This is a genomic window from Rathayibacter sp. VKM Ac-2759 (assembly GCF_009834225.1).
Classification (GTDB): Bacteria; Actinomycetota; Actinomycetes; order Actinomycetales; family Microbacteriaceae; genus Rathayibacter.
Window position 1 is genome coordinate 2,410,614 of sequence record NZ_CP047176.1, and the last position, 24,862, is coordinate 2,435,475.

Here is a 24,862-nt window from a genome sequence, read left to right on the forward strand (position 1 = left end):
GTCAAGCTCACCGGAGCCGGGCCGGACGCGGGGGCTCAGCGGGTGATCGGTGGACGAGCGGAGCCTGTGGAGGAGCCGTCGACGCGCTCGATGCCCATCTCGACGGTCGACAGGAGGATCCGGCTCCCGAGCTTCGCGCGGTACCGCCGCCCCGCCTCCAGGGGAAGCGGCGCCTGGGTCGTGGTCACCAGCACGGAGCCGTTCGCCGACCAGCGGTCGCGCACCCAGAGCCCGCCCTCATCGAAGCCGAACTCGAGGTGCGTCTTCGACAGCGATCGGGACGCGTCGGGGATCGCCAGGATGTGCCGGAAGGTCTCGCCGGGGTCGGGGAGCGGTTCCCTGCCGATGAGTCCGTTGCCCGTCACGATCGCGTGCTGCCCCGAGGCGAAGCTGAGACGCACGAGGCCCTGGGCCGGCGGGGCCATCGGCGCACCGGGCGCGGGCCGACGGTGGCGGCCCGGCGCGAGGCCGGGGAGCCATGCGCGGCGGGAGGGATCGAGCACCGTCGTGTCGCCCACGGAGGTCGGGCGCGAGGCGCCGGGAGTCGCGTGCGACGCCACCGAGGATCCGCACTCGCCGCAGAGGATCGCCCCGGAGGCGAGAGTGGAGCCACACGTGCTGCAGATCACCGAGAACGCCCTTCCTCTCCCCATCGTAGCCAGGCGTCGGACGCACGTTCCCGGATCACCGGATCAGCCCGGGTCCCCCGTCACCGCGAGCACGTCGACGACGATGACCGTGATGTTGTCGCGGGCTCCGTTCTCGAGGGCGGCGTCCACCAGCGCGTCGACCGCCTCGAGCGCGGTCGACGCGCTGCCGAGGAGGTGATCGAGTCCGGCGTCGGTGAGCTCCTTCGTCAGCCCGTCGGAGCAGATCAGCAGCCGGGAGGGGGCGATCACCGGCACGAGGCGGTAGTCGGGAACGGGCGCTTCGTGGAAGCCGACCGCGCGGGTGATGACGTTGCCGTGCGGGTGCACGTCGGCCTCGTCCCGGGTGATCAGCCCGGCGTCGACGAGCTCCTGCACGATCGAGTGGTCGACCGTCAGCTGGACGAGGGAGCCCTGGATCCAGAGGTAGACCCTCGAGTCGCCGATGTTGAAGATCGACCAGTAGGGCTCACCGCCCACCGCGGTCAGCGCCGCTCCGGTGACGGTCGTCCCGGTCCCGCCGTCCGCTTCGCCGGCGTGCCGGGCGATGTCGTCGACGGCGTCCCTCAGTGCTCGGTCGATCTCCTCGGCGCCGACCGTGGCACCGGTCGCGGCGCGCGAGAGGCGCGAGACGACGGCGTCGCTCGCCACCTCTCCGGCCGCGTGGCCGCCCATGCCGTCGGCCACGGCGAACAGAGGCGATTTCGCCAGGTAGCTGTCCTCGTTCGCGCTCCGGACGAGACCGGTGTCCGTCCTCGCGGCCCAGCCGAGCCGCACCTCGGCGGAGGGCGAGTCGGAGCTCCAGGCCGAGACCGGGACGGTGACGGAGGCGCGGCTGCGGCCGATCTGCGTCATCGCGTCTCCTCGCCTCCGGTCCTCTCCGTCCGCACAGGCCGGAAGGGCCTTCCGATGGTACCGGCTGGCAGGACGACCGGGGCCTCGCAGCGGCGCGGTCCCGACCGACCCGGGTCCCCGATGCCTCCGCCCTCGCGACCACCCGCCCGCTCGACGGCGGATTCCCACACCGTGCAGGCTCCGCGTGTACGGATTCACTTGCCGCGCCCCCCGGCGACTGTCAGAATCCTCGCATGAGCCCCTCCCGCCCCCCTTCCCAGCGCCCGATCCAGCTCGACGACGTGTCGAAGGCGATCATCGAGCAGCTGCAGGCCGACGGACGTCGCTCGTACGCCGAGATCGGGAAGGCGGTCGGTCTCAGCGAGGCCGCGGTGCGTCAGCGGGTGCAGAAGCTCACGGAGTCGGGAGTGATGCAGATCGTCGCCGTCACCGACCCGATGCAGCTGGGCTTCTACCGTCAGGCGATGATCGGCGTGCGGGTGACGGGCGACACCCGGGACGTCGCCGATCGGCTCGCCGCCATCCCGGCGGTCGACTACGTCGTCCTGACAGCCGGGACCTTCGACATCCTCGCCGAGGTCGTCTGCGAGAACGACGACGACCTGATCGCCCTGCTCAACCAGGAGATCCGCTCGCTGCCCGGCGTGCTCTCGACCGAGACGTTCGTCTATCTCAAACTCCACAAGCAGTTCTACAACTGGGGAACGCGGTAACCAATGACCGAGACAGCCTTTTCCACCGTCGGCCTCGAGTCCGGAGACGCGGTGACCGGCACCGAGGCCGGCGCCGGCATCGACGACTCCGCGCTCCAGCAGAAGGCCAAGGACCACCTCTGGATGCACTTCACCCGCCAGTCGGTGATGGACTCCGGCGCCGGTGTGCCGATCATCACCAAGGGCGAGGGCCACCACATCTGGGACAGCACGGGCCGCAAGTACTTCGACGGGCTCTCCGGGCTCTTCGTCGTCAACGCCGGCCACGGGCGCCGCCGTCTCGCCGAGGCCGCCGCGAAGCAGGCCGCCGAGCTGTCGTTCTTCCCGCTGTGGTCCTATGCGACGCCGTCGGCGATCGAGCTCGCCGACCGTCTGGCCGACTACGCGCCCGGCGACCTCAACCGGGTCTTCTTCTCGACCGGCGGAGGCGAGGCCGTCGAGACCGCGTTCAAGCTCGCGAAGCACTTCTGGAAGCTCCAGGGCAAGCCGGGCAAGCACAAGGTCATCTCCCGCTCCGTCGCCTACCACGGCACCCCGCAGGGAGCGCTCGCCATCACGGGTATCCCGGCCATGAAGGCGATGTTCGAGCCGATCGTCCCGGGCGGCTTCCGCGTGCCCAACACCAACTTCTACCGGGCGCCCGAGCACGGGGACGATCTCGAGGCGTTCGGGGTGTGGGCGGCGGACCGGATCGAGGAGATGATCGAGTTCGAGGGACCGGAGACGGTCGCCGCGGTGTTCCTCGAGCCGGTGCAGAACTCCGGCGGCTGCTTCCCGCCCCCTCCCGGCTACTTCCAGCGGGTCCGCGAGATCTGCGATCGCCACGACGTCCTCCTCGTCTCGGACGAGGTGATCTGCGCCTTCGGCCGCATCGGCCACATGTTCGCGTGCGACGAGTACGGCTACGTGCCCGACATGATCACCTGCGCCAAGGGGATGACGAGCGGGTACTCGCCCATCGGCGCGACGATCGTCAGTGACCGCATCTACGAGCCCTTCCGCCACGGTCAGGCGTCTTTCCCGCACGGCTACACCTTCGGGGGCCACCCCGTCTCGGCGGCCGTCGCTCTCGAGAACCTCGACATCTTCGAGGAGGAGAAGCTCAACGAGCGCGTCCGCGAGAACTCCCCCGTCTTCCGCTCGACCCTCGAGAAGCTGCTCGATCTGCCCATCGTGGGCGACGTCCGCGGTGCCGGCTACTTCTTCGGGATCGAGCTCGTGAAGGACAAGACGACGAAGGAGACGTTCGACGACGACGAGTCCGAGCGCCTGCTGCGGGGCTTCCTGTCGAAAGCCCTCTTCGATGCCGGGCTCTACTGCCGCGCGGACGACCGCGGTGACCCCGTCGTGCAGCTCGCGCCGCCGCTCACGATCGGGCCGAAGGAGTTCGACGAGATCGAGCAGATCCTCCGCGGCGTGCTGACGGAGGCGTGGGCGCGCCTCTGAGGCGCCGGCGCGCATCACGCGGCTCGCTCCGCGCCGCTCCTCTGCGGAGCCGGGGTCGACTGCTGGAGCGCGCAGACGAGCCGGCGGGCGTCGAGGTCGTGCGGATCCGAGCGGGCCGCGCGGTCGGCGAGACGGAGCGCGTCCTCCTGGCGCCCCGCGGCCCAGGTGAGGGTCGCGAGCAGGACGAGCACCGGCACGCGCTCGGTGGCCGGAGCAGACGCCGCCGCGGTCGCGACGAGCTGCAGCAGCTCCGTCGACGGAGTGATAGTCGAGGCGGAGACGAGGCGGAGCGCGTGAGCGCGCCAGTCGGTCCGCTGGGCGCAGACGATGAGCGCGGCCAGCGCATCCGGTTGCGGCGCGTTCGGCCGCCCCGCGGAGGCACGGCGCAGGAGCGCGTCCACGCCCGCTCGCGCGGGCTGGGCGAGCTCGGCCCGCGGATGCCGGTCGAGCAGGGCGTCGACCTGCGCGCAGACGGCGCGCAGAGTGCCGCGGTCGACGTCGGGGAGCAGCCGCCCCTCCGTGCGCTTCGCCGACGGCGCGTACCCGTCGCCCGCATCGCCGGCCCCAGCGCCTCGAGAGCCGGAGACGATCACCTCGAACCCCCTGATGCCCGCTCGACGCGCCGCGGTGGACAGAGCACCGCTTAGACGGCTGTCCTGGACCGCGTCGCTGTGATCCCGGTAGAGGACGGCGACGGCCGACTCCGTTCGGCCGAAACGACCCAGCGCACCGATGTACGCACGGGCGCAGGACACCGCGTCCCCTTCGGGGAGGTCGAAGCGGAGCGCTCCTGTCGCCCGCCCGCCTCGGAGCGGCACGAGGACCAGGCAGTCGCTGGGGACGAAGCCGATCAGGTCGGGGACGGACGCCAGGAGGCGGTGGTGCGGCGAGTGGAGTGCGGTGAGGGTCATGCGGAGATCGTGGCGTCGATCGCATCGACCGCGGGAGGCTGCCCTCCGATCTGGAGACAGACTCGAGGATCTCCGCCTGTGGAGGCCGCTCGGCGCAGGGTCCGGTCCCGTTCACCGGGGATCCTGCACTCCGGACAGCGCTGGTCGTCGCCGTGACTCCTCCCCAGGCGCAGGCTCGAGGGACTTGTGCACCGATGTCCGATTCCCGCGAGAGGGGTGGCGGAGCCCTCGATACTCTCGGGGCATGAGAACGACTCCGCTCCACGTCCGTCGCGTCGACAGCCCTCTCGGCCGCATCGAGATCGGCAGCGACGGCGACTCGATCGTCTCGCTGCACATCGAGGCCGGCGGGTCGCTCCCCCACGACCACCTGCCCGAGAGCGAGGTCCCCGTGCTCGAGACCGCCGCGCGCCAGCTCGGCGAGTACTTCGCCGGCGCACGCCGTCGCTTCGACCTCCCGCTGGTCCTGCGGGGCACGCCCTTCCAGCTCGAGATCTGGAACCAGCTGCAGCGGATCGAGTGGGGTGAGATCACCTCCTACGGCGCTCTCGGCCGGGTGACGGGCAGGCTCCGCTCGGGCCGGCCGATCGGCGGCGCGGTCGGCGCGAATCCGATCCCGATCATCGTGGGCTGCCACCGGGTCCTTGCCGGCGACGGCCGGATCACCGGCTTCAGCGCCGGCGAAGGCATCGCCACGAAAGCCTGGCTCCTCGACCACGAGGGGATCGCGCACCGATGACGGCCGCCGACGGGCTCATCACGGGCGACGACGGACGGACCCGGTGCGCATGGAGCGGAGCCGACCCCGAGTATCGCCGCTACCACGACGAGGAGTGGGGCGTCCCCCTCCACGGCGATCGCGAGCTCTTCGAGAAGATCTGCCTCGAGGGATTCCAGTCCGGGCTGTCCTGGATCACGATCCTGCGCAAGCGCCCGCGTTTCAGAGCGGTCTTCCACGGATTCGACCTCGAGACGGTCTCCCGGATGGCCGGGGAGGATGTGGACCGCCTGATGGAGGACACCGGCATCATCCGCAACCGCGCCAAGATCCTCGCCACCATCGGCAACGCCCGGGCGGCGCTCGCCCTCCGCGAGCGAGAGGGGGAGGGAGCGATCGACCGCCTCGTGTGGTCGTTCCAGGGGCCGCTCCCACCCCCGCCGAGAACGCCCGGAGACATCCCCACGGCGACTCCGGCGTCCCTCGCGCTCTCGAAGGCCCTCCGCGCCGCCGGCTTCCGCTTCGTCGGTCCGACGACGATGTACGCGCTGCTGCAGTCCGCCGGCGTCGTCGACGATCACCTCGCGGGCTGCTTCCGCGCGGCGGCGTGAGGGTCAGCCCTCGCGCACCACGAGATCGACCTCGCTCGTCGAGGCGTTCGGCGTCAGCTCGAACCCCCTCCCCCTCGCCCAGTCGGCGAGCTCCTCGAGCGAGTCGGACTGCACCCCGTCCTCCACCAGCGCTCGCACGAAGCGTCCCTTGCCCTGCTTGTTGAAGTGGTTCAGGTTCCGGAGGACCCCCGACGCGTCCCGCGACCGCACACGGACGAAGCGGCGGTCGTCGCCGAGAGCCAGCGGCCCGAGCGACGCGTAGGCCTCGCTCCGCAGATCGAGGACCAGACCGCTCAGACCGGCGAGTACCGCCGACGCCGGCTCCGCCCACCAGCGCTTGAGCGGGAGACCCGGGATGCGCGAGTCGTGCGACAGCCGGTACGCCGGGATCTCGTCCAGCGCGCAGACCGGACCCCACAGAGCCGACTGGATGATGACGGAGCGGCCGAGCCTCTCCCGCGCGTCGGCGTCGAGCGAGCCGGCGTCGAGGGCATCGAAGAGCACCCCGTCGAAGCGATCGACGGCGGGCATGGCCCGCGACGACGCGAGCGCCGCGTTCCGGTCGATCTCCTCGAGCTGGCGCGGACCGAGCTTGAGCGCTCTGGCCGCCGCCTCGCGGTCGCGCGAGAGATCGATCAGGGCATCGCGGAGCAGCTGACGACGCTCCGTCAGCTCGGGGAACGCCAGGCGATCCAGGGCGAACGGCGAGGAGCCGCCGCTGCGCTTGGTCTCCGACGGCGGCAGGAGGACGTGCACGGGACTCCTTCTCGGGTGAGCGCCGGCGACGCGACGGGCGCCGACGACGGAGGGGCCGGGCGATCTCGATGTTCGCCCGGCCCCTCCGGATGCCGCAGGACGCGGCGGTGGTTCAGACGAGCGCCGCCTCGCGGGCGACGACCGTCACGACGTCGTTCTCGACCGAGAGGAAGCCGTCATCGGCCTGCGCGGTGATGCGCGTGCCGTCCACAGCCGTCACCCGGACCTCGCCGGACGCGAGGATCGCGAGCAGCGGCTCGTGTCCGGCCAGGATGCCGATCTCGCCCTCGACCGTGCGAGCGGTGAGCTGACGGGCCTCGCCGGCCCACACCTCCGCGTTCGCGGAGACGACACTGACCTTCAGGGTGCCGGCCATGATCAGCCGTTCTCCTTCTGGATCTGGGCCCACTTCTCCTCGACGTCCGAGATCGAACCGACGTTGAAGAACGCCTGCTCGGCCACGTTGTCGAACTCGCCCTTGCTGATCGCGTCGAACGACTCGATCGTGTCCTTCAGCGGGACGGTCGAACCCTCGACACCGGTGAACTTCTTCGCCATGTAGGTGTTCTGCGAGAGGAACTGCTGGATACGGCGCGCACGCGACACCGTGATCTTGTCCTCCTCCGAGAGCTCGTCGACACCGAGGATGGCGATGATCTCCTGCAGCTCCTTGTTCTTCTGGAGGATCTGCTTGACGGTCGTCGCAACGCGGTAGTGATCGGCGCCCAGGTAGCGGGGGTCGAGGATGCGCGAGGTCGAGGTCAGCGGGTCGACGGCCGGGTAGAGGCCCTTCGACGCGATCTCACGCGACAGCTCGGTGGTCGCGTCGAGGTGCGCGAACGTGGTCGCCGGCGCCGGGTCGGTGTAGTCGTCCGCGGGGACGTAGATCGCCTGCAGCGAGGTGATCGAGTGTCCGCGGGTCGACGTGATGCGCTCCTGGAGCACACCCATCTCGTCGGCGAGGTTCGGCTGGTAGCCCACCGCGGAGGGCATGCGGCCCAGCAGGGTCGACACCTCCGAGCCCGCCTGCGTGAAGCGGAAGATGTTGTCGATGAAGAGCAGCACGTCCTGCTTCTGCACATCGCGGAAGTACTCCGCCATGGTCAGGGCCGACAGTGCGACGCGGAGGCGCGTTCCCGGCGGCTCGTCCATCTGGCCGAAGACGAGGGCGGTCTTGTCGAAGACGCCCGCCTCCTCCATCTCGGCGATGAGGTCGTTGCCCTCTCGGGTGCGCTCGCCCACTCCGGCGAACACCGACACACCACCGTGGTCCTGCGCGACGCGCTGGATCATCTCCTGGATGAGGACGGTCTTGCCGACGCCCGCTCCGCCGAACAGGCCGATCTTGCCGCCCTGCACGTACGGGGTGAGGAGGTCGATGACCTTGATGCCGGTCTCGAAGAGCTCGGTCTTCGACTCGAGCTGGTCGAAGGCCGGGGGCTTGCGGTGGATGGGCCAGCGCTCGGTGATCTCGAACGACTCGCCGTTGATCTTCCCATCGGCGTCGGCGTTGAGCACCTCGCCGATCACGTTGAAGACCTTGCCCTTGGTCACGTCGCCGACCGGGACCGAGATCGGCAGGCCGGTGTCGTGGACCTCCTGACCGCGGACGAGTCCGTCGGTCGGGTTGAGCGAGATGGCGCGGACGAGGTCGTCGCCCAGGTGCTGCGCGACCTCGAAGGTCAGCTTGCTCGAGACGCCCTCGACCTCGACGTGCGTGTAGAGCGCGTTGTAGACCTCGGGGATCGCGTCGTGGGGGAACTCGATGTCAACGACGGGGCCGGTGACGCGGGCGATACGGCCGACGGCCCCGCCCGGAGTCCCGGTCGCCGCCTCAGGTGCGGTCAGTGTCATTGCTTCTTCCTTCTGGATCTCACCGCACCCGTGGCGCGGAGTCTGCATGTCTGGGGAGGAGGGCGTCTGCTACTTGGAGGACGACAGAGCGTCGGCGCCGCCGACGATCTCGGCGATCTGCTGGGTGATCTCGGTCTGACGCGCGTTGTTGGCGAGCCGCGTGTACGTCTTGATGAGCGTGTCGGCGTTGTCGCTCGCCGACTTCATCGCCTTCTGGCGCGCCGCGTGCTCGGACGCCGCCGACTGCAGCATCGCGTTGAAGATGCGGCTCTCGACGTAGACCGGGAGCAGCCGGTCGAGCACGGTCTCGGGGTCGGGCTCGAACTCGTACAGCGGGTAGAGGTCGGTGTTCTGATCCTCCGCGCCCTCGACGACCTCGAGCGGCAGGAGCCGCACGACGGTCGGCTGCTGGGTGACCATGCTGACGAAGCGGTTGTACACGAGGTGGATCTCGTCCACTCCGCCCTCCTCGTCGTCGAGGTTGTAGGCGTCGACGACCGCGTCCGCGATCTCCTTCGCCGTCTCGAAGACGGGCTGGTCGGTCCCCCCGGTCCAGATGCGCACGCTGGGGCGCTTCCGGAACGAGAAGTACGCGTTCGCCTTGCGGCCGACGAGGTAGAAGACGACCTCCTTGCCCTCGCTGCGCAGAAGCGTCGCGAGCTCCTCGGCCTCCTTGAGCACGCTCGAGGAGAAGGCTCCCGCGAGCCCGCGGTCCGAGGTGAAGATCACGATCGCAGCCGTGTCTAGCTTCTCGCGCTCGGTCGTGAGCGGGTGCTCGACGTTCGAGTAGGTCGCGACGGCCGACACGGCCCGCGTGATGGCGTTCGAGTACGGTGCCGCGGCGGCGACACGGTTCTGCGCCTTCTGGATGCGCGAGGCCGAGATCAGCTCCATGGCCCGAGTGATCTTCTTGGTCGTCTGGGCCGAACGGATCTTCGACCGGTAGACCCGAAGTTGCGCTCCCATGTGTCTCCTGTAGTCCTTAGTGGCGAATCGTGGGGGTGCCGCTGTTAGCGGCGGCCCTTCACGATCTTCTCCTGGCCGACCTCGTCGGCCGAGATCGCCTGGTGCTCCTCGCGTCCGACCGACGCGAGCGGCTTGCCCTCGCCCGTCTGGAACTCGAGCTTGAAGCCGTCGACAGCCCGGTGGAGCTCGGCGACCGTGTCGTCCGAGAGGACGTTGGTGTCGCGCAGGGTGCTCAGGACCTGGGTGTTGCGGCCGAGGTAGTCGAGCAGCTCGCGCTCGAAGCGCAGCACGTCGGGCACGGGGACCTCGTCGAGCTTGCCGTTGGTTCCGGCCCAGATCGAGACGACCTGCTCCTCGACGGGGTACGGCGAGTACTGCGGCTGCTTGAGCAGCTCGGTGAGGCGGGCGCCGCGGGCGAGCTGACGGCGCGAGGCGGCGTCGAGGTCGGAGGCGAACATCGCGAACGCCTCGAGCGAGCGGTACTGCGCCAGCTCGAGCTTCAGCGTTCCCGAGACCTTCTTGATCGACTTGACCTGCGCGTCACCGCCGACTCGCGAGACCGAGATGCCCACGTCGACCGCCGGACGCTGGTTGGCGTTGAAGAGGTCGGACTGGAGGAAGATCTGGCCGTCGGTGATCGAGATCACGTTGGTCGGGATGTACGCCGAGACGTCGTTCGCCTTGGTCTCGATGATCGGGAGGCCCGTCATCGATCCGGCGCCGAGCTCGTCGGACAGCTTCGCGCAGCGCTCCAGCAGACGGGAGTGCAGGTAGAAGACGTCGCCCGGGTAGGCCTCGCGTCCCGGCGGGCGGCGCAGGAGGAGCGACACGGCGCGGTACGCCTCGGCCTGCTTGGACAGGTCGTCGAAGATGATCAGGACGTGCTTGCCGCCGTACATCCAGTGCTGGCCGATGGCCGAGCCGGTGTAGGGGGCGAGGTACTTGAAGCCGGCGGGGTCGGAGGCCGGGGACGCGACGATGGTCGTGTACTCCATGGCTCCGGCGTCCTCGAGCGCGCCCTTCACCGAGGCGATGGTCGAGCCCTTCTGGCCGATGGCGACGTAGATGCAGCGGACCTGCTTGTTCGTGTCGCCGGACTCCCAGTTGGCCTTCTGGTTGATGATCGTGTCGATCGCGATGGCCGTCTTGCCGGTCTGGCGGTCGCCGATGATCAGCTGGCGCTGTCCGCGGCCGACGGGGATCATCGCGTCGATGGCCTTGATGCCGGTCTGCAGCGGCTCGTGGACCGACTTGCGCGACATGACGCCGGGCGCCTGGAGCTCGAGCGCACGACGACCCTCGGAGGCGATGTCGCCCAGTCCGTCGATCGGATTGCCGAGAGGGTCGACCACGCGGCCGAGGTAGCCGTCGCCGACGGGGACCGAGAGGACCTCGCCCGTGCGGGTCACCTCCATGCCCTCCTCGATGCCGGAGAACTCGCCGAGCACGACGACGCCGATCTCGTTCTCGTCGAGGTTCTGGGCGAGGCCCAGGACGCCGTTCGAGAAGCGGATCAGCTCATTGGCCATGACGCCGGGGAGTCCCTCGACGTGGGCGATGCCGTCGGCGGCGTCGATGACGTAGCCGACCTCGGTGGTGGAGGCCTTGCCCGGCTCGTACGACGAGACGAAGTCCTTCAGCGCGTCGCGGATCTCATCCGGGCTGATGGTGATATCTGCCATGGGAATTCCTATTCGTTGGGTCCGTGCGAGCCGAAGAGGTCGTCGGGGCCTGACCTGGATGGTGCGGGGGTCGGGGGCGGCGCGAGCCGCTCCCTGAGGATACGTGCGCCCGTCAGGACGCGAGCTGGAGCTTCAGGTCGGAGAGCCGCGCGGACACGGTCCCGTCGATGACCTCGTCGCCGACGTGCAGACGCATCCCGCCCAGGAGGGAGGGGTCGATCAGCACGTTGACGGAGACCGGGCGGCTGTACTGACGCGACAGCGCCGAGCGCAGCCGGTCGAGCTGCCCGGGGGCGAGCGGTGCGGCGACCGAGACCGTGGCGATGGTGAAACCGCCCTGGTCGGCCACGACGCCCGCGGCGAAGCGGACGAGCTCGGGGATCCGGCGACCGCGCGGGTGCGCGATCAGCTGGCGGAGGATCGCGAGGGTCTCGGCCGAGGCCTTGCCCTCGAGGAGGCGCTGCACGAGCGCCACCTTCGAGTCGGCCGCGGCGAGCTTGCTGCCGAGCGCGAGCTCGAGCTGGGCATCGGACGCGACGACCGCGCCGAAGGCCTGCAGCTCGGTCTCGAGCGAGACGCACTCGGGAGCGGAGGCGGCGATCGCACGGACCCCGACCTCCTCGATCCCGGCGACGAGATCGCTCGGGCTCGACCAGCGGTGACCGACGACCACGGTGAGCAGGCGCTTCGCCGGCTCGCCGAACGGACCGAACACGCGGGCGACGAGCGCACGCTTGAGGTCGGCTTCGGCGCTCGGGTCGGCCAGGGCGGAGCGCAGCTGCGCCTGCCCGTCGATGACCCGAGCCGCTTCGAAGAGCTGCTGGGCCGTGTCGAGGGACGCCTGACCGCCGAGGGCGGAGAGCTCCGCCTTCGCCGATGCGAGTGCCTGCCTTGACGCGCTGCCCATCAGTTGTTCGCCTTCTCCGAGGCCTCGAGGTCGGCGAGGAAGCGGTCCACGATCGCGGACGCCTTCGCGTCGTCGTTGAGGCTCTCGCCGATCACGCCGGAGGCGAGGTCGATGGCGAGGGTTCCGACTTCGGAGCGCAGAGCGACGACCGCCGCCTGGCGGTCGGCCTCGATCTGGGCGTGCGCGTTGTGGAGGATGCGCTCGGCCTCGACCTGCGCCTGCTCCTTCTTCGCCGCCACGATCGCGTTGCCGTCGGCGTTCGCCTTCTCGCGGATCACTCCGGCCTCGGCGCGAGCCTCGGCCAGCTGAGCGGTGTACTTCTCGAGGGCGGCCTCAGCCTGACGCTGAGCCTCGTCCGCCTTCGCGATGTTCCCCTCGATGGCCGCGGAGCGGTCGTCGAGGAGCTTCTGGAGGCGCGGCAGCACCAGCTTCCAGAAGAAGAACAGGAGGATGAGGAAGATCACCCCCGACCAGAAGAAGTCGTAGAACTCCGGGATCAGGATGATCTCGGGAACGTCACCTTCTCCCGCAGCGATGTTCACAGCGGTGCTGATCACGACTACGCCGCGAAGATGAAGTAGGTGGCGAGGCCGATGAGCGCGAGCACCTCGGTGAACGCGATGCCCAGGAACATCGTGGTCTGGAGGCGGCCGGCCATCTCGGGCTGGCGCGCCATGGCCTCGACGGTCTTGCCCGCGACGATGCCGACACCGATGCCGGGGCCGATCGCTGCGAGGCCGTAACCGACCGTCGCGATGTTGCCGGTGAGTTCGGCGAGAACGGTGACTGAGTCCACGAGTGGGTCCTTTCAGTGGGGGGATCGTGAGAACGGGCGGGAGCCCGTGAGTTGAGGGGTCAGTGCTCCTCGGCGACGGCCAACTGGATGTAGACCGCGGTGAGGAGCGTGAAGATGTAGGCCTGCAGGACGGCGACCAGGAGCTCGAAGAGCGTGAACGCGCCTCCGAAGCCGAAGGTCAGGATGCCGAAGAGCTTGAAGCCCGGGTCGACCTGGGAGCTGAAGAGGAAGAACTGCGTGGCCGAGAAGCACAGCACCAGGAGGAGGTGGCCGACGATCATGTTCATCACGAGCCGCAGCGCGAGCGAGAGCGGACGGATGATGAACGTCTGCAGCAGCTCGATCGGCGTGAGGATGAAGTAGATGAGGAACGGCGCACCGGGCGGGAACAGGGCGTTCTTGAAGAAGCCCATCCCGCGGTCCTTGATGCCGGCGTAGATGAACGTGACGTACGCGACCAGGCCGAGGAACAGCGGCATGCCGACCACGGAGGTTCCGGCGATGTTCAGGAACGGCACGATGCCGGTCAGGTTCATCGACAGGATCGCGAAGAAGATCGTGACCAGGATCGGCAGGAAGCGGCGCGCGTCCTTCTCGCCGAGGATGTCCTTGGCGATCGTGACGCGCACGAAGTCGAAGGCCATCTCGACGATGCTCTGGAAGCGACCGGGGACGATGCGCATCCGGCGGGTGCCGAAGTAGAAGAACAGCATCAGTGCGATGACCGCGATGAAGCGGACCAGCATGACGCGGTTGATCTCGAATGGGGTTCCCTCGAAGAGGAAGCCGGGCGGGAAGAACTCGGAGATCGACGGGGTGTGGAAGTCACTCTCACCGGTCGAGGACGAGACCAACAGGGTCACAGCGTTAGCAAACAGCGCTAGCTCCTGGAATTCGGGGCGTGGCACGTTGCAGCCGACCGAATCGAATCATTCGGACGCAACGCTCTCGCGACGACGAAAGGTGGGGTCTTCCGCTCAAGCGGCGATCGTACTCGACGGCCGACATCAACGATGAGACGACCTGAGGACACGTTCGCCTGCGGATTCATCCCTACTGTAGCAACAGAACGGCCTGAGAGCCGAATCGCGAGGCTCTCAGAAAGCACTCGGCCAGCACTCATCGAGCGATGTCGCTGACGTTCGCGAGACGCGAGCGCGAGACCACGAGCACGTCGATCACGAGCGATCCGAGGACCGCGACGATGATCGTGACGAACATCGCGGTGCTGTTCAGCCAGGGCTGATCGCGCAGCACGAGGGCGGCGATGATGAAGAGCACGAACTTCGCCAGCCAGGTCCCGAGCACGACGGCGAAGAACCCGCCGATGTCGAGGCGGTTCGCGACCAGGATGCTCGCCGCGGTGAGCGCGACCATCACGCCGCCGACGATCGCGCCGAGGAGCGCGCCGATCGCCCCCTCCGCTCCCGCGGCGAGTGCGCCGACAGCGGCGCCCACGACCGCGAGCGCCAGGACGAACACGCCTCCGATCACGAGGGTCCTGCGCAGGACGGGCACCGAGGCGGGCTGCTGTCGGGTGACGGCCGGGTTCTCTCCGGTCATGATGCTTCTTTCCGCGCCGCGGACGGCGCTGTCGTGTCACGTCCGAGCGGACGCTCGGCGGACGGACGACCGGACTCCGGTGCGGAGGCGCGGTCGAGGGGGTCGAGCACGGGTGAGGCCTCGGCGAGCTGGGCTGCCGCCTCGAGGCGCTTGCGGCGGCTGAGCGGTGCGAGCGTCACGACGGTGCACACCAGCAGGCCGATCGCCAGGAACACGAGCGGGACCCAGAGGACGTCGACGACGAACATCAGCAGGCAGCTGAAGGCGATGACGGCCGTCCACGCGTAGAAGATGAGCACGGCGTGCAGGTGCGAGTGGCCCATGTCGAGCAGACGGTGGTGGAGGTGCTTGCGGTCGGCGCTGAACGGCGACTTGCCGGCGCGCAGCCTCCTGACCACCGCGAGACCGAAGTCCATCAGCGGGACGACCAGGATCGCGAACGGCAGGATGATCGGGATGAACGCGGGGAGCAGCTCCTTCGCCGCCAGCTGGGCGGGATCGATCTGCCCCGTCACGGCGATGGCCGAGGTCGCCATCAGCATGCCGACGAGCAGCGCTCCCCCGTCGCCCATGAACATCTTCGCGGGCCGCCAGTTGATCGGTAGGAAGCCGGCGCAGGCGCCGACCAGCACGACGGCGATCAGCGATGCGAGGTTGAAGTAGTCCGTCGGCGAGGTCTGCTGCACGAGCAGGTAGCTGTAGAGGAAGAAGACGCCGTTCGCGATGAGCGCGACGCCGGCGACCAGTCCGTCCAGTCCGTCGATGAAGTTCAGGGCGTTGGTCACCAGAACGATCGCCAGCACCGTGATGATGAGCGACATCCACGGCGATCCGACCGTCAGCCCGCCGATCGGCAGCGAGACGATCTGCACGCCCTTCCAGGCGATCAGGCCCGCCGCGATCAGCTGCCCCGCCAGCTTCGTCGTCCAGTCGAGGTCCCAGATGTCGTCGGCGACGCCGATCAGCACGATCAGGAGGCTCGCACCGAGGATCGCGAGGATCGGCTCCGGATTCGAGAACACCAGCCGGAAGTACGGCAGCTGGGAGGCGATGGCGAACCCGACCACGATCCCGAGGAACATCGCGATGCCGCCCAGACGCGGGGTCGGCCGCGTGTGCATGTCCCTGACCCGGATCTTCGGGTAGAGCCGGTACTTCAGGCTCAGCTTCCAGATCACGAAGGAGAGGGCGCCGGTCACGATCGCGACGGCGAGCGAGACGAGGGCGAAGGTGATCATCGGCTACTCACCCGGAGCGGAGTCGGTGCGCGCGGTCGCGCTCGCCGCCGGCTCGTCGTGCAGGCGCGCACCGGCCGCCCAGTCGGGGCGCGCGCTCGGCGCGGGCTGCTCGGCAGGCTCGTCCGGCTCCTCGGACCCGAGCGACGTGTCGGTCGAGGCGTCGTAGGACTCCGGTGCGGCGTCGGGGTCGGGGAGCAGGTCGCCGATGACCTCGCGGATCCGCTCGGCCGAGACGACTCCCTGGCGGAGGATCCGCAGCGTGCCGCCGTCGAAGCTGAGCGCCGTCGCGTCGACGATGGTGGAGGACTCGCTCGCTCCGCTCGGGCGGTCCGCGTAGCTCGTGCCCGCCGCACCGGCGTCGAGGTAGACGTCCACCGCGTCGCCGAGCTGGTCGAACGCCTCCTGCGCGGTCGTCGCAGAGGCCTGCCCGGTCTTGTTCGCCGAGGAGACGGCGAGCGGACCGGTCTCGGCGAGGAGCTCGATCGTGACGGGGTTGTCGGGCATGCGCAGGGCGACGGTGCCGCGGGTCTCCCCCAGATCCCAGACGAGCGACGGCTGAGCGTGCAGCACGATCGTGAGGCCGCCCGGCCAGAAGGCCTTGGCGAGCTCCCGGACCGGGTCGGGGACGTTCTCGGCGAGGGCGTCGAGCGCCGCGAGATCGCCGATGAGCACGGGAGGCGGCGACTGCCTGGTCCGGCCCTTCGCGTCGAGCAGGCGCTGCACGGCGGCCGCGTCGAACGCGTTCGCCGCCACGCCGTAGACGGTGTCGGTGGGGATCACGACGAGCTCGCCGCGCCCGATCGCCGTCCGAGCGAGACGGGTGCCGGTGAGGAGGTCGGTGTCGACGGAGCAGTCGTAGATGCGAGCCATAACGGAGTCATGATACCGGGCCCACTCCCCGCGTGACCGGTGCCGCTTCCTGTCCCTCGGGGAGAGCGACCCGAGTGCCACGAAGCCGGCCTCTTCGCGCCCCGGAGCGTCCCCCCGCCTCGCAGGGGGACTATGGTCGCGGCATTGTGACCATGACTCACGTTCCACCCACCGCCTGTCCGTGTCGACTCGACCGCTCCCGCCCCGTCGCGACCAGGGCTGTGTCGTGAAGGGGATCATTCTGGCGGGTGGTTCGGGGTCGCGGTTGTGGCCGATCACGAAGGGCATCTCGAAGCAGTTGATGCCGATCTACGACAAGCCGATGGTGTACTACCCGTTGTCGACGTTGATGATGGCGGGGATCGATGAGGTCCTGGTGATCACGACTCCGGAGTACAACGAGCAGTTCCGGGCGCTGCTGGGCGACGGGTCCTCGTTGGGGATGTCGATCTCGTACGCGGTGCAGGAGTCGCCGGACGGGCTCGCGCAGGCGTTCCTGATCGGTGAGGAGTTCATCGGCGACGATTCGGTCGCTCTGGTGCTGGGGGACAACATCTTCCACGGGACGGCGCTGGGCACGGCGCTGGCGGCGAACACGGACGTGGAGGGTGCGGTGATCTTCGCGTACCAGGTCGCGGATCCGCGCGCGTACGGGGTGGTGGAGTTCGATGCGGACTTCCGTGCGCTGTCGATCGAGGAGAAGCCGGTCGCTCCCAAGAGCAACTACGCGGTTCCGGGTCTGTACTTCTACGACAACGACGTCGTGTCGATCGCGAAGACGATCGAGCCCTCGGCGCGGGGCGAGCTGGAGATCTCGACCGTGAACGAGCGGTACCTGGAGGCGGGCACCTTGAACGTGCAGGTCCTGGACCGGGGCACGGCGTGGCTGGACACGGGCACGTTCGACTCGATGATCGAGGCGACGGAGTTCGTGCGGGTCATCGAGCAGCGTCAGGGGTTCAAGATCGGCTGCATCGAGGAGATCGCCTGGCGCAACGGCTGGATCGACGACCAGCAGCTCGCCGCCCTCGCCGCACCGCTGGTCAAGAGCGGCTACGGCGCCTACCTCGACCGGCAGCTCGAACTCGACTCACGGGCATCCAGCCGGTGAAGCAGGATCGCGTCTCCACGCTCTCCCTTCACGCCGTTGCGGCGAATTCCGAATCAGCCGGAGCGCTCGTGCGGATCCTCGTCGCCGGCGGCGCACGATCCATCGGCAGCAGCTCCGTTCATCTCACGCTCCGCGAGCTGCCCGACGAGCAGATCACGGTTCTCGACAAGCTCACCTACGCCGGTCATCGCGACTCCCTGTCCTCCGTCGCCGACCGCATCCCCCTCATCGAGGACACCATCACCGACGCACCCCTCGTCGCCGACTCCGACATGGTCATGCCATCGTGACGGCGGTCGACACGATCGCCTGGGCCGTGCAACCGGGCTCGACCGCGCTCACGCGGCCCGACAGACTCATCAGCGAGCTCATCGAGCTCGGCGCGGTCTCGCCGGACGCCGCCACCGTCTTCCATGGAGGAACAGCGTCAAGAGCGGGATCCGAGCGTGCCCCACGGCTCTGGCCTTCATCTGCGCTGAAGCACAGGAGCCGAGTCGCCGCGCTCTCTCCGCTCTTCGCTCTGGGAGCTCGTGCCGACCTTGTGTGGATCGATCTGTACGACGACTGGTCGCTCGCTCCAGACATCAACGCTCTCTACCGGAGATACGCTGCGCACGCCTACGAGCGCCTCCGAGGAGGATCACACCCAGGGGCGCTGCTGACGACGAACACGACGCACCTCGCCGAGAGAGTCGGATCGAGGAGGGCTGTCGTCATCGCGAACGGTGTGGAACCCGAGCTGGCAGTCCTCCCACGCACGGACGACGACGCTGCTCGCTTGGTGATCCTCGGGCACTTCTTCGAAGGTCGAACCGACTTCGACCTGATGGAGCGTCTGATGACATCTCGCCGATTCCGTTCGGTCCACATCGGTGGGCCTGGGAACGACTCGCGCCTCCGCATCATCATCGAATCCGTTCGATCGGCCTTTCCCAATCGCGTGGTCGTGCACGAACGGCTCGACCCGGCGGCTCTCGCGCTGCTCGCTGGACCGAGAACGGTCGCCCTGATCCCGAGCAGGGTCTCGCCGTACACGATGAGTCAGGACCCCATGAAGGCGTACATGTTCGGAGCCATCGGGATGCCCGTCATCTCGAGGCGCGAAGTGTGGCCAGCGAGCATTCCTGCGTCGTCGAACCTCCTCGTCGAGCGAGGAGACGACCTCGAGAGCAGGCTCCGATCCTGGCTGCCGGAGCGCGCGACCGATGATCAGCGTCTCGACTTCGCACGCACCCATTCGTGGAGGCGAAGAGCAGAATGCATCGCAGACCGACTGCCCCTGCGGACCTCGTGATGGCCCGGATCCTCTATCTCTGTGTGCACGATGCGTCCTACCCGCGCAACGCGCTCATCCGCGATCATCTCGTCGCGCAGGGTCATGAAGTCGTTGTTCAGCGCCGCGGCCCCAAGGAGCCTTTCCTCCGCGCGTCGGCGAGAATCATGACGGAAGGTCTGCGCGAGCAGGGGCCCTTCGACCTCGTCGTACTCTCAGAGCTCGCGCTTCAGTACGCGCTCGTCGGCAAGGTCGTCGCCCTCCGCCACCGCGCTCGCTACTGGGTCGACGCCTTCGTCGGCATGCACGAATCGAACGTCGAGGACTGGGGCGAGGTCCAGGAAGGATCGATGCGCGCACGGGCGTACCGCTCCTTCGATTCGATCGCGTACCGCCTCTCCGATCTCTGCATGATCGATACGGGTGTCCGCGGCGAGCAGATCCGGACTCGAGGAGCGCGCCAGGTCGTAGTCGTACCCGTTGGAGCTCCGGACTGGGTTCCGACGGAACCGCTGCCCGAGGGTCCCGTTCTGGAAGTCCTCTACTACGGGAACTACATCCCCCTCCATGGTCTCGACTACGTCGCCGCAGCGCTGCCCTCATCGAGTCGATCGAAGAAGATCCGCATGACCTTCATCGGCAACGGCTCTCTCCGCGGAGAACTCGAATCGGGTCTTCGGGATCGAGCGGGCGACATGACCGTCGAGTTCTCCGACGCGGTGACGGTCGAGGAACTCGGCGCGCACATCACTCGAGCCCACGTCGTCCTCGGAGTCTTCGGGACCTCGCCCAAGGCCGCGAGCGTCCTTGCCAACAAGCTCTGGCAGGGCCTGGCCTCCGGTCGAACTGTGATCAACCGGGACTCCCCGGCTCTCGCCGAGCTGGTCCCTCTCGTCGACGGCCAACTCATCAGCGTCGATCCGGAACGACCAGAGCAGCTTGCACGCGCGCTGGATCGACTCGTCGATGAGCTGGAGGCAGGCCGGCTCCACCTGTTCACCGCCCGGACCGAGCTCGACGCCTACGTCCGAGCAGGTCTGGCGAACTTGGACCTGCACGTGTCACGTTGACGCCCGACTGACCGAGGCCACTCGGGTTCCATCGACGCGAAAACCACGAGAACCACACCACCGAGACGAGCTCTGCCCGAGCGGGTCCCTCGTTCAGCAGAAGTCGAGGCGCGTCGTCGGGACCGGCTCTCAACGCCGTCGCGGTTCTCGCATCACCCGGTAGAGGACGACTGCTTGGACGATCTCGCAGGAGGTCTCCGCGGCGATCACGCCCAGCAGGCCGCCGTCGGCCGCAGCGATCATCGATCCGAGCGGAACAGCCACCAGCGCCACCACAGCACCCACGATGATGGCCGCAGTGATGGCGTTGGCGCGCTGAAACGCCACCAAGCCGAGACCCAATCCGGCCCCGACGCAGATCATCGCGACCAGCACACCACTGAGAGTCGCCGTGAGGAGGGGAATACCCACCTCGCCGGAGAACACGTAGGAGCTCACAGGCGGGGCGAGCAGAGTGAAGCCGACTCCGGCGACGATTCCCATCGCGATCTGGATCTGCAGCGCACGCACGACTCGCGCCCGCGGAGAGGCACCCGACGCGCTCTGCGCTCCGATCCAGCTCTGGAGGCGCGACGGGACGGATCTCAGGACCATCACCGACATCCTCAGCAGGCGATCCGCTGCAGAGAACAAGGGCGATGCCTGCGGGGAGACGAGCCCGACGACCACGACGGGAGCGGAGGTGAACATGATGCTGATCGACCGTCCCCAAGCGACGACCGCCTGCTCTCGAATGACCCGTACGACGCCGGACCAGTCCTCCGCTCGAGGAATCGACCCCGGCCCGAGAGCCAACGCTGTGAGCAGGAGGGTCAGCGGGACGCAGAGCAGAGTCGCGATCGGGAACACCACTAGTGGAGCCCCTGCGTCGATGGCCAGAGCGGACCCGAGAGCTGCAGCGAGGCGGGGGGCGCCGTCGGTCAACAGAATGGTCAGTGGGCGGTTGAGCCCGATGAAGAACCATTGGGGCGTGAGCGCCGCCCCCATGACTCCCACTGCGATGATCGCCGATTCCCCTTCGTAGGACTGAACTGCGAACCAGGAGACCATGCCGGTGATTATCCCGATCGGACCGATGACGGCCAGCCTCGAGGTGAGGGCGAGACGGTAGATCCCTAACGCCTCGGGGAACGTATGCGATGCAATCTGCTGAGGACCGATCACGCTCCATCCCAGGCCTGCGAAGAGCGCCGTTCCGTTGCCGATGGCTTGAGCGATGGCCAGTGCCGCCCATCCCTCCGCGCCGAAGTTCCGGGTAATCGCAGGGATCACGAAAAGGGGGCTCAAGACGCCGATCGCAGGGATGAGGGCGTACTTGACCAAGTCGATGAACAGCTTCGCACCACGTCGATGGATATCGCCCCGACCGCCACCCTCAACCACCGCAGATCTCGCTCAACGCCCGCTCGAACGACTCCGTCGCGCGACTCCAATTGAATTGCTCGATCATGGAACGCCCCGCAGCAGCCAAGGTCAGTCGTCGCTGCGTGTCGCCCAAGAGGTCGATGATGCCCTGCGCCATCTGGAAGGCGTCTCCCCGCGGCACGACCACTGCCGTTTCTCCTGCCACGGCGTAATCCAGGACCCCTGGATTGTCCGTCGCCACGACGGCGACCCCGCAGGCCATGGCTTCGGCTGGCGTCAGTCCCCAGCCCTCGGATGTGCTCGTGTGGAGAAACACATCGAGGCTGTTGTAGTAGTCGACGAGGTCCTCCCCGGTCAACCGCTCGCGGTAGTCGATCCACGACGGGATCTCCGACGGCCGCGCAGGATGCCCGAACAGGGTCACCCGCACTCCGGGGTCGGCCGCGTGCACGCTGCTCAGAGCTCGAAGTCCGTCGAGGGCCCCTTTCGAGGGATTCGGGTGCCAGAGCATGCCGACGTGGTCACCGGCGCGCACCGCGGAGGGGACCACTACCCGGAAAACGGAATGATCTATCGCATTCGGGACGTACCGGGCGACAGATCCGGGATCGAGCGATCGAGCCAGATCCCCCAGCCACCGGGCGATGACGATCTTCTCGAGCGGAAAGCGCCATGTCTCATCGACATCGGCCCGAGGCCCGTCCCAGATCTCGTAGTGCTGAATGAAGTACGCCTTCGAGCCGGAACGGAGTGGCGCGTCCCGCACATATCGCGCCGTCAACCATGCGGTCGCTATGATCACGTCGCCCGTTGGAGCAAGCGCCGGATCGTCACGGAAGCGAATTATGACGTCGACTCGCTCGTCCAAACGCATCCATGGAATCCGGCCCCGGTACCACCATCGCTTGGCGATCTCGCGAAGCGCATTCGGACTTGCGTATCGGCGTCCGCCCCGCGATCGCAATCCCGGAGCGAACATGATGATCGTCACCACGTGCCCCCGAGCAGCGAGCCTGTTCGCGTACTCGAACACCATCCGATATCCGCCACTCACGCGCTGATCGAAGTGCGGAAGGACGAAAGTGATCCTCATCGAGATTGTCATCTTCTCCACTGATCAGCGCTGATGGTCCGCGGCACGACGACCGGACGCCCCGGCTATCGGGTGGCCTGCAGAATGGCGCCGCCCTGGAGAGCCGGACAGAGGAGCGGCCGAGACAGCCCGCTTCTTCGAGACACCGCTCGTACTCGCTCGCTCGGAAAGCTGACGCGACGGGGGTCTCACTGCGACCGCGAAGAAGGCGAACATGATGACCGTCGGTGAGAGCAGTCGACCGATGTCGAAGTTGAAGAAGAACACGGTGAGGACCACGGTCAACGCGACGCCGACGCGGTCGGCCTTGATGACGACGGTCGCCCACAGGGTCACGAAGAGCCCGAATCCCAAGAGTCCGAGAGTACCGAGAACATAGATCGGCCAGTTGTCGATCAGGGCGACTCCGAACGGCGAGACGATCCAACCGTGCGCATACAGCGCCGCTTCGTTAGCGAAGCCCGACCCCACCCAGAAGTCCGGGTCGGGACGACTCAGCAACGAGGGATAAGCGCTGACCGAGCCGAGCCGTTGCTGCCAGGATCCGGACTCGCCGAGCTCTGTGACTATCTCGATAGCCGCCTCACTGAATTGGGCGAAGACCGCCGAGCCGGCCACGGCTATCAGGACCACTGATCGGAGGAATCTCCCGATTCTCCTCTGGAGGAGGAGATAGATGACGACCCCGGCGACGGCTGCGGGAAGCGCGATCCTGGTCCCGGTCAAGAAGATCCCGAATACGAGTACAGGCACGATGACGACCTGGACTCTCCTCCTCATCGAAGCCTCGCCGCTTATCGTGGCGACGAGCGCGAGACAGAGGACCATGGCGAGTGGATTCGGATGACCGAGCGTCCCTTGTGCTCGATCGACGATGTCACCGAGAAGAGGATTAGGAACTGCACCGTTCCGGTAGCCGTAGATGGGAAAACCCACCGGCGAGATCTCCCACACGCAGACGCAGGTCTGGAACACGCCGATCCAGACGAACCCGCGGAGCACCCGTGCTCGCGACGTGACATCGAGCATCAGACCTGCGACCACCGCAAGCACAGACGCACCGAACAGCAGGGCGGCTCGAGCCGGAGGGTAGGTCTCCGCGCCCGCAACACTCGTCAGCGCGATGAAGACGAACCACACGGTGCTCAGAATCAGGACACTCGCATGACCCAGCGCCTGATGTCGAGCGCGATAGATCCCCATCAGAAGGACGCAGATGGAGAACTCCAGACTTCCTTGCCAGAGGTAGGACGGCGCGAGGAACATCCCGAAGAGAGTGACGCTCCAGAGCGCCAGCGTGAGTGACGCACTCAAGGCGCGCTCGGCCGGAATCGCGAGGACGAAGAGCAGGAGAACGACAGCTCCTGTGATTCCGGCGATCAGCGGAGTCATGAGCGCACCGTCGACCGCTCCGGTGACAGATTCATCGACTCAGGTTCTCTCGATTTCATCGTTCCCTCACTCCGGGAACTCGCTGGCAGAGTCGTCTCGCGCGGATCCGAATCCCAACATGACCGCCGCCGATGTCGGCAGCACGAGGCTCCTGGCACCTCGGTGCGGAGATGTCCGCCCCAGCCGACTCTCATCGGCGAGCTTGTCCAGAACCTGTCTCGGTTTTCGCGTGACGTTTCGGATGCGAGCACAGAGGTGGCGATCGGCTCCGGCAAGACCGACGGCCTGTGAATCGTGGACTCGATAGCGTATGACGGCCCCGCGAGCCAGTTCGAGCCCATCGAAGGCGACGGCGTGGAGGGTCAACCATCTGTCGTGCAGCCATCCGGGAGGGACAGCCCACGCGCCCAGCCGAGCCGGCTGGATCGCCATTGCGGCGCCCGTTCCGACCGGGTGCCGCATCACGAACCGGACACGCTGTTCATGGCGCAGCTGCCACCAATTCGACGGGACCGGGAACGAACCCCGGAGTGTTCCGCCGGTGTCGGCATCGAGAGCATCGATGACGACGCCGTCATGCGCGACGACAGAGAGACTCGGTCGGCTCAGGAACACCTCTGTCTGGATGTCGACCCTGCTCGGCAACCAGAGATCGTCCTGGTCCGCGAAGAGGACGACACGCCCCGACGCCGAGGCGACTCCCTGCGTGAAATTCGCCGCGACCCTGCTGTACACCGGCATGCCCTTGGGAGCTGAGGATCGCAGGATCTGCACGGGGAACGAGCTGTTCGACTGATAGTCACGAAGGATTGCAATCGTGTCGTCAGTGGAGTTGTCGTCGACGACAACGGCCTCGTCCGGCAGAGTGAACTGACGCTCGATCGATGCCAGCTGCTGCTGTAAGAAGTCGGCACCATTGTGGGTGACCGCGACCACCGTCGTCCTCACGTGCACGTCGTCTTGCCCTTCCCGAAGAGGTGGCGTCGGCCATTCGTCCCGATCGATCGGCTCGGCGCTCTCGTACC

At 67.8% G+C, this 24,862-nt stretch carries 27 protein-coding genes; 8 read left to right on the plus strand and 19 right to left on the minus strand.

All coding sequences use genetic code 11. The annotated features are described in order from the left end of the window. Window positions 1-35 precede the first annotated feature (35 nt). Both GSU68_RS11160 and GSU68_RS11165 read right to left on the minus strand, forming a co-directional pair. Window positions 36-560 carry a hypothetical protein gene (locus GSU68_RS11160; RefSeq protein ID WP_159908316.1) on the minus strand — a complete coding sequence of 175 codons (525 nt, stop codon included), beginning with the start codon at window positions 558-560 and terminating at the stop codon, window positions 36-38. Between the two features lie 132 nt (window positions 561-692). After that, on the minus strand, window positions 693-1,502 hold the full coding sequence (locus tag GSU68_RS11165) for a protein phosphatase 2C domain-containing protein (protein WP_159908318.1): 810 nt from the start codon (window positions 1,500-1,502) through the stop codon (window positions 693-695). Between the two features lie 233 nt (window positions 1,503-1,735). Between GSU68_RS11165 and GSU68_RS11170 the strand changes: the two genes are divergently transcribed. Beyond that, entirely contained in the window at window positions 1,736-2,215 is a 480-nt protein-coding gene (locus GSU68_RS11170; RefSeq protein ID WP_056044512.1) for an Lrp/AsnC family transcriptional regulator, read from the plus strand. A 3-nt stretch (window positions 2,216-2,218) separates the two neighbouring features. Further along, window positions 2,219-3,661 carry an aspartate aminotransferase family protein gene (locus tag GSU68_RS11175; protein ID WP_159908320.1) on the plus strand — a complete coding sequence of 481 codons (1,443 nt, stop codon included), beginning with the start codon at window positions 2,219-2,221 and terminating at the stop codon, window positions 3,659-3,661. Between the two features lie 14 nt (window positions 3,662-3,675). Here GSU68_RS11175 and GSU68_RS11180 read toward each other — a convergent pair whose 3' ends face one another. Then, complete coding sequence (locus GSU68_RS11180) at window positions 3,676-4,572, minus strand: DUF4192 family protein (protein ID WP_159908322.1); 897 nt, start codon at window positions 4,570-4,572, stop codon at window positions 3,676-3,678. A gap of 244 nt (window positions 4,573-4,816) precedes the next feature. Here GSU68_RS11180 and GSU68_RS11185 point away from each other — a divergent pair, with 244 nt between their 5' ends. After that, window positions 4,817-5,311: a methylated-DNA--[protein]-cysteine S-methyltransferase gene (locus GSU68_RS11185; RefSeq protein ID WP_159908324.1), complete on the plus strand. Its 495-nt coding sequence runs from the start codon at window positions 4,817-4,819 to the stop codon at window positions 5,309-5,311. Further along, window positions 5,308-5,901: a DNA-3-methyladenine glycosylase I gene (locus tag GSU68_RS11190; RefSeq protein WP_159908326.1), complete on the plus strand. Its 594-nt coding sequence runs from the start codon at window positions 5,308-5,310 to the stop codon at window positions 5,899-5,901. Before GSU68_RS11185 ends, GSU68_RS11190 begins: the two co-directional genes overlap by 4 nt. Window positions 5,902-5,904: 3 nt before the next feature. Here GSU68_RS11190 and yaaA read toward each other — a convergent pair whose 3' ends face one another. From yaaA to GSU68_RS11250, 12 genes are all read right to left on the minus strand, one after another. Beyond that, window positions 5,905-6,657: a peroxide stress protein YaaA gene (gene yaaA / locus GSU68_RS11195; RefSeq protein WP_159908328.1), complete on the minus strand. Its 753-nt coding sequence runs from the start codon at window positions 6,655-6,657 to the stop codon at window positions 5,905-5,907. A 112-nt stretch (window positions 6,658-6,769) separates the two neighbouring features. After that, entirely contained in the window at window positions 6,770-7,033 is a 264-nt protein-coding gene (locus GSU68_RS11200; RefSeq protein WP_159908330.1) for a F0F1 ATP synthase subunit epsilon, read from the minus strand. Window positions 7,034-7,035: 2 nt separating this feature from the next. Continuing rightward, window positions 7,036-8,511 carry a F0F1 ATP synthase subunit beta gene (gene atpD, locus GSU68_RS11205; RefSeq protein ID WP_056044523.1) on the minus strand — a complete coding sequence of 492 codons (1,476 nt, stop codon included), beginning with the start codon at window positions 8,509-8,511 and terminating at the stop codon, window positions 7,036-7,038. Window positions 8,512-8,580: 69 nt separating this feature from the next. Next, window positions 8,581-9,477, minus strand: a complete 897-nt coding sequence (locus GSU68_RS11210) for a F0F1 ATP synthase subunit gamma (RefSeq protein WP_159908332.1) — start codon at window positions 9,475-9,477, stop codon at window positions 8,581-8,583. A gap of 44 nt (window positions 9,478-9,521) precedes the next feature. After that, entirely contained in the window at window positions 9,522-11,159 is a 1,638-nt protein-coding gene (atpA, locus tag GSU68_RS11215; RefSeq protein WP_159908334.1) for a F0F1 ATP synthase subunit alpha, read from the minus strand. A gap of 112 nt (window positions 11,160-11,271) precedes the next feature. Then, window positions 11,272-12,066: a F0F1 ATP synthase subunit delta gene (locus GSU68_RS11220; RefSeq protein WP_159908336.1), complete on the minus strand. Its 795-nt coding sequence runs from the start codon at window positions 12,064-12,066 to the stop codon at window positions 11,272-11,274. Further along, the gene (locus GSU68_RS11225) at window positions 12,066-12,623 is read right to left on the minus strand and encodes a F0F1 ATP synthase subunit B (RefSeq protein ID WP_159908338.1); all 558 of its coding nucleotides are present in this window, start codon (window positions 12,621-12,623) and stop codon (window positions 12,066-12,068) included. The genes GSU68_RS11220 and GSU68_RS11225 overlap by 1 nt, the downstream gene beginning before the upstream one ends. A 2-nt stretch (window positions 12,624-12,625) precedes the next feature. Beyond that, on the minus strand, window positions 12,626-12,862 hold the full coding sequence (locus GSU68_RS11230; protein WP_055794702.1) for an ATP synthase F0 subunit C: 237 nt from the start codon (window positions 12,860-12,862) through the stop codon (window positions 12,626-12,628). Between the two features lie 59 nt (window positions 12,863-12,921). Further along, complete coding sequence (gene atpB, locus GSU68_RS11235) at window positions 12,922-13,725, minus strand: F0F1 ATP synthase subunit A (RefSeq protein WP_159908340.1); 804 nt, start codon at window positions 13,723-13,725, stop codon at window positions 12,922-12,924. Between the two features lie 256 nt (window positions 13,726-13,981). Further along, window positions 13,982-14,425, minus strand: a complete 444-nt coding sequence (locus GSU68_RS11240) for a hypothetical protein (RefSeq protein ID WP_159908342.1) — start codon at window positions 14,423-14,425, stop codon at window positions 13,982-13,984. Further along, window positions 14,422-15,663, minus strand: coding sequence for an MraY family glycosyltransferase (locus GSU68_RS11245; protein ID WP_159908344.1), 1,242 nt, complete (start codon window positions 15,661-15,663; stop codon window positions 14,422-14,424). Before GSU68_RS11245 ends, GSU68_RS11240 begins: the two co-directional genes overlap by 4 nt. A gap of 3 nt (window positions 15,664-15,666) precedes the next feature. After that, window positions 15,667-16,533: an L-threonylcarbamoyladenylate synthase gene (locus tag GSU68_RS11250; protein WP_159908346.1), complete on the minus strand. Its 867-nt coding sequence runs from the start codon at window positions 16,531-16,533 to the stop codon at window positions 15,667-15,669. A gap of 226 nt (window positions 16,534-16,759) precedes the next feature. Between GSU68_RS11250 and rfbA the strand changes: the two genes are divergently transcribed. The 4 genes from rfbA (at window position 16,760) to GSU68_RS11270 (ending at window position 19,987) form a co-directional block, all read left to right on the plus strand. Then, window positions 16,760-17,644, plus strand: coding sequence for a glucose-1-phosphate thymidylyltransferase RfbA (gene rfbA, locus GSU68_RS11255; RefSeq protein ID WP_159910257.1), 885 nt, complete (start codon window positions 16,760-16,762; stop codon window positions 17,642-17,644). Window positions 17,645-17,712: 68 nt separating this feature from the next. Next, window positions 17,713-17,934 carry a hypothetical protein gene (locus tag GSU68_RS11260; protein ID WP_159908348.1) on the plus strand — a complete coding sequence of 74 codons (222 nt, stop codon included), beginning with the start codon at window positions 17,713-17,715 and terminating at the stop codon, window positions 17,932-17,934. Then, complete coding sequence (locus tag GSU68_RS11265; protein WP_159908350.1) at window positions 17,931-18,938, plus strand: hypothetical protein; 1,008 nt, start codon at window positions 17,931-17,933, stop codon at window positions 18,936-18,938. Before GSU68_RS11260 ends, GSU68_RS11265 begins: the two co-directional genes overlap by 4 nt. Continuing rightward, window positions 18,938-19,987: a glycosyltransferase gene (locus tag GSU68_RS11270; RefSeq protein ID WP_159908352.1), complete on the plus strand. Its 1,050-nt coding sequence runs from the start codon at window positions 18,938-18,940 to the stop codon at window positions 19,985-19,987. Before GSU68_RS11265 ends, GSU68_RS11270 begins: the two co-directional genes overlap by 1 nt. Window positions 19,988-20,116: 129 nt before the next feature. Here GSU68_RS11270 and GSU68_RS11275 read toward each other — a convergent pair whose 3' ends face one another. The 4 genes from GSU68_RS11275 to GSU68_RS11290 all read right to left on the minus strand — a co-directional run bounded on the left by GSU68_RS11275 (window position 20,117) and on the right by GSU68_RS11290 (window position 24,773). After that, the gene (locus GSU68_RS11275; RefSeq protein ID WP_159908354.1) at window positions 20,117-21,370 is read right to left on the minus strand and encodes a hypothetical protein; all 1,254 of its coding nucleotides are present in this window, start codon (window positions 21,368-21,370) and stop codon (window positions 20,117-20,119) included. After that, window positions 21,363-22,457: a glycosyltransferase family 4 protein gene (locus tag GSU68_RS11280; protein ID WP_208544556.1), complete on the minus strand. Its 1,095-nt coding sequence runs from the start codon at window positions 22,455-22,457 to the stop codon at window positions 21,363-21,365. Before GSU68_RS11280 ends, GSU68_RS11275 begins: the two co-directional genes overlap by 8 nt. Before the next feature lie 12 nt (window positions 22,458-22,469). Next, window positions 22,470-23,837, minus strand: coding sequence for a hypothetical protein (locus GSU68_RS11285; RefSeq protein ID WP_159908358.1), 1,368 nt, complete (start codon window positions 23,835-23,837; stop codon window positions 22,470-22,472). A 66-nt stretch (window positions 23,838-23,903) separates the two neighbouring features. Then, complete coding sequence (locus tag GSU68_RS11290; protein WP_208544557.1) at window positions 23,904-24,773, minus strand: glycosyltransferase; 870 nt, start codon at window positions 24,771-24,773, stop codon at window positions 23,904-23,906. Window positions 24,774-24,862 lie beyond the last annotated feature (89 nt).

What these genes read in the sequence shown, in the direction of transcription:
- GSU68_RS11220 (WP_159908336.1), bottom strand. Translation starts at nt 12,066, where the DNA reads ATGGGCAGCGCGTCAAGGCAGGCACTCGCATCGGCGAAGGCGGAGCTC.
- atpD (WP_056044523.1), bottom strand. Translation starts at nt 8,511, where the DNA reads ATGACACTGACCGCACCTGAGGCGGCGACCGGGACTCCGGGCGGGGCC.
- GSU68_RS11185 (WP_159908324.1), top strand. Translation starts at nt 4,817, where the DNA reads ATGAGAACGACTCCGCTCCACGTCCGTCGCGTCGACAGCCCTCTCGGC.
- atpA (WP_159908334.1), bottom strand. Translation starts at nt 11,159, where the DNA reads ATGGCAGATATCACCATCAGCCCGGATGAGATCCGCGACGCGCTGAAG.
- GSU68_RS11165 (WP_159908318.1), bottom strand. Translation starts at nt 1,502, where the DNA reads ATGACGCAGATCGGCCGCAGCCGCGCCTCCGTCACCGTCCCGGTCTCG.
- GSU68_RS11270 (WP_159908352.1), top strand. Translation starts at nt 18,938, where the DNA reads ATGGCCCGGATCCTCTATCTCTGTGTGCACGATGCGTCCTACCCGCGC.
- GSU68_RS11200 (WP_159908330.1), bottom strand. Translation starts at nt 7,033, where the DNA reads ATGGCCGGCACCCTGAAGGTCAGTGTCGTCTCCGCGAACGCGGAGGTG.
- GSU68_RS11280 (WP_208544556.1), bottom strand. Translation starts at nt 22,457, where the DNA reads ATGACAATCTCGATGAGGATCACTTTCGTCCTTCCGCACTTCGATCAG.
- GSU68_RS11285 (WP_159908358.1), bottom strand. Translation starts at nt 23,837, where the DNA reads ATGACTCCGCTGATCGCCGGAATCACAGGAGCTGTCGTTCTCCTGCTC.
- GSU68_RS11250 (WP_159908346.1), bottom strand. Translation starts at nt 16,533, where the DNA reads ATGGCTCGCATCTACGACTGCTCCGTCGACACCGACCTCCTCACCGGC.
- GSU68_RS11170 (WP_056044512.1), top strand. Translation starts at nt 1,736, where the DNA reads ATGAGCCCCTCCCGCCCCCCTTCCCAGCGCCCGATCCAGCTCGACGAC.
- GSU68_RS11180 (WP_159908322.1), bottom strand. Translation starts at nt 4,572, where the DNA reads ATGACCCTCACCGCACTCCACTCGCCGCACCACCGCCTCCTGGCGTCC.
- GSU68_RS11245 (WP_159908344.1), bottom strand. Translation starts at nt 15,663, where the DNA reads ATGATCACCTTCGCCCTCGTCTCGCTCGCCGTCGCGATCGTGACCGGC.
- GSU68_RS11175 (WP_159908320.1), top strand. Translation starts at nt 2,219, where the DNA reads ATGACCGAGACAGCCTTTTCCACCGTCGGCCTCGAGTCCGGAGACGCG.
- GSU68_RS11190 (WP_159908326.1), top strand. Translation starts at nt 5,308, where the DNA reads ATGACGGCCGCCGACGGGCTCATCACGGGCGACGACGGACGGACCCGG.
- GSU68_RS11210 (WP_159908332.1), bottom strand. Translation starts at nt 9,477, where the DNA reads ATGGGAGCGCAACTTCGGGTCTACCGGTCGAAGATCCGTTCGGCCCAG.
- GSU68_RS11240 (WP_159908342.1), bottom strand. Translation starts at nt 14,425, where the DNA reads ATGACCGGAGAGAACCCGGCCGTCACCCGACAGCAGCCCGCCTCGGTG.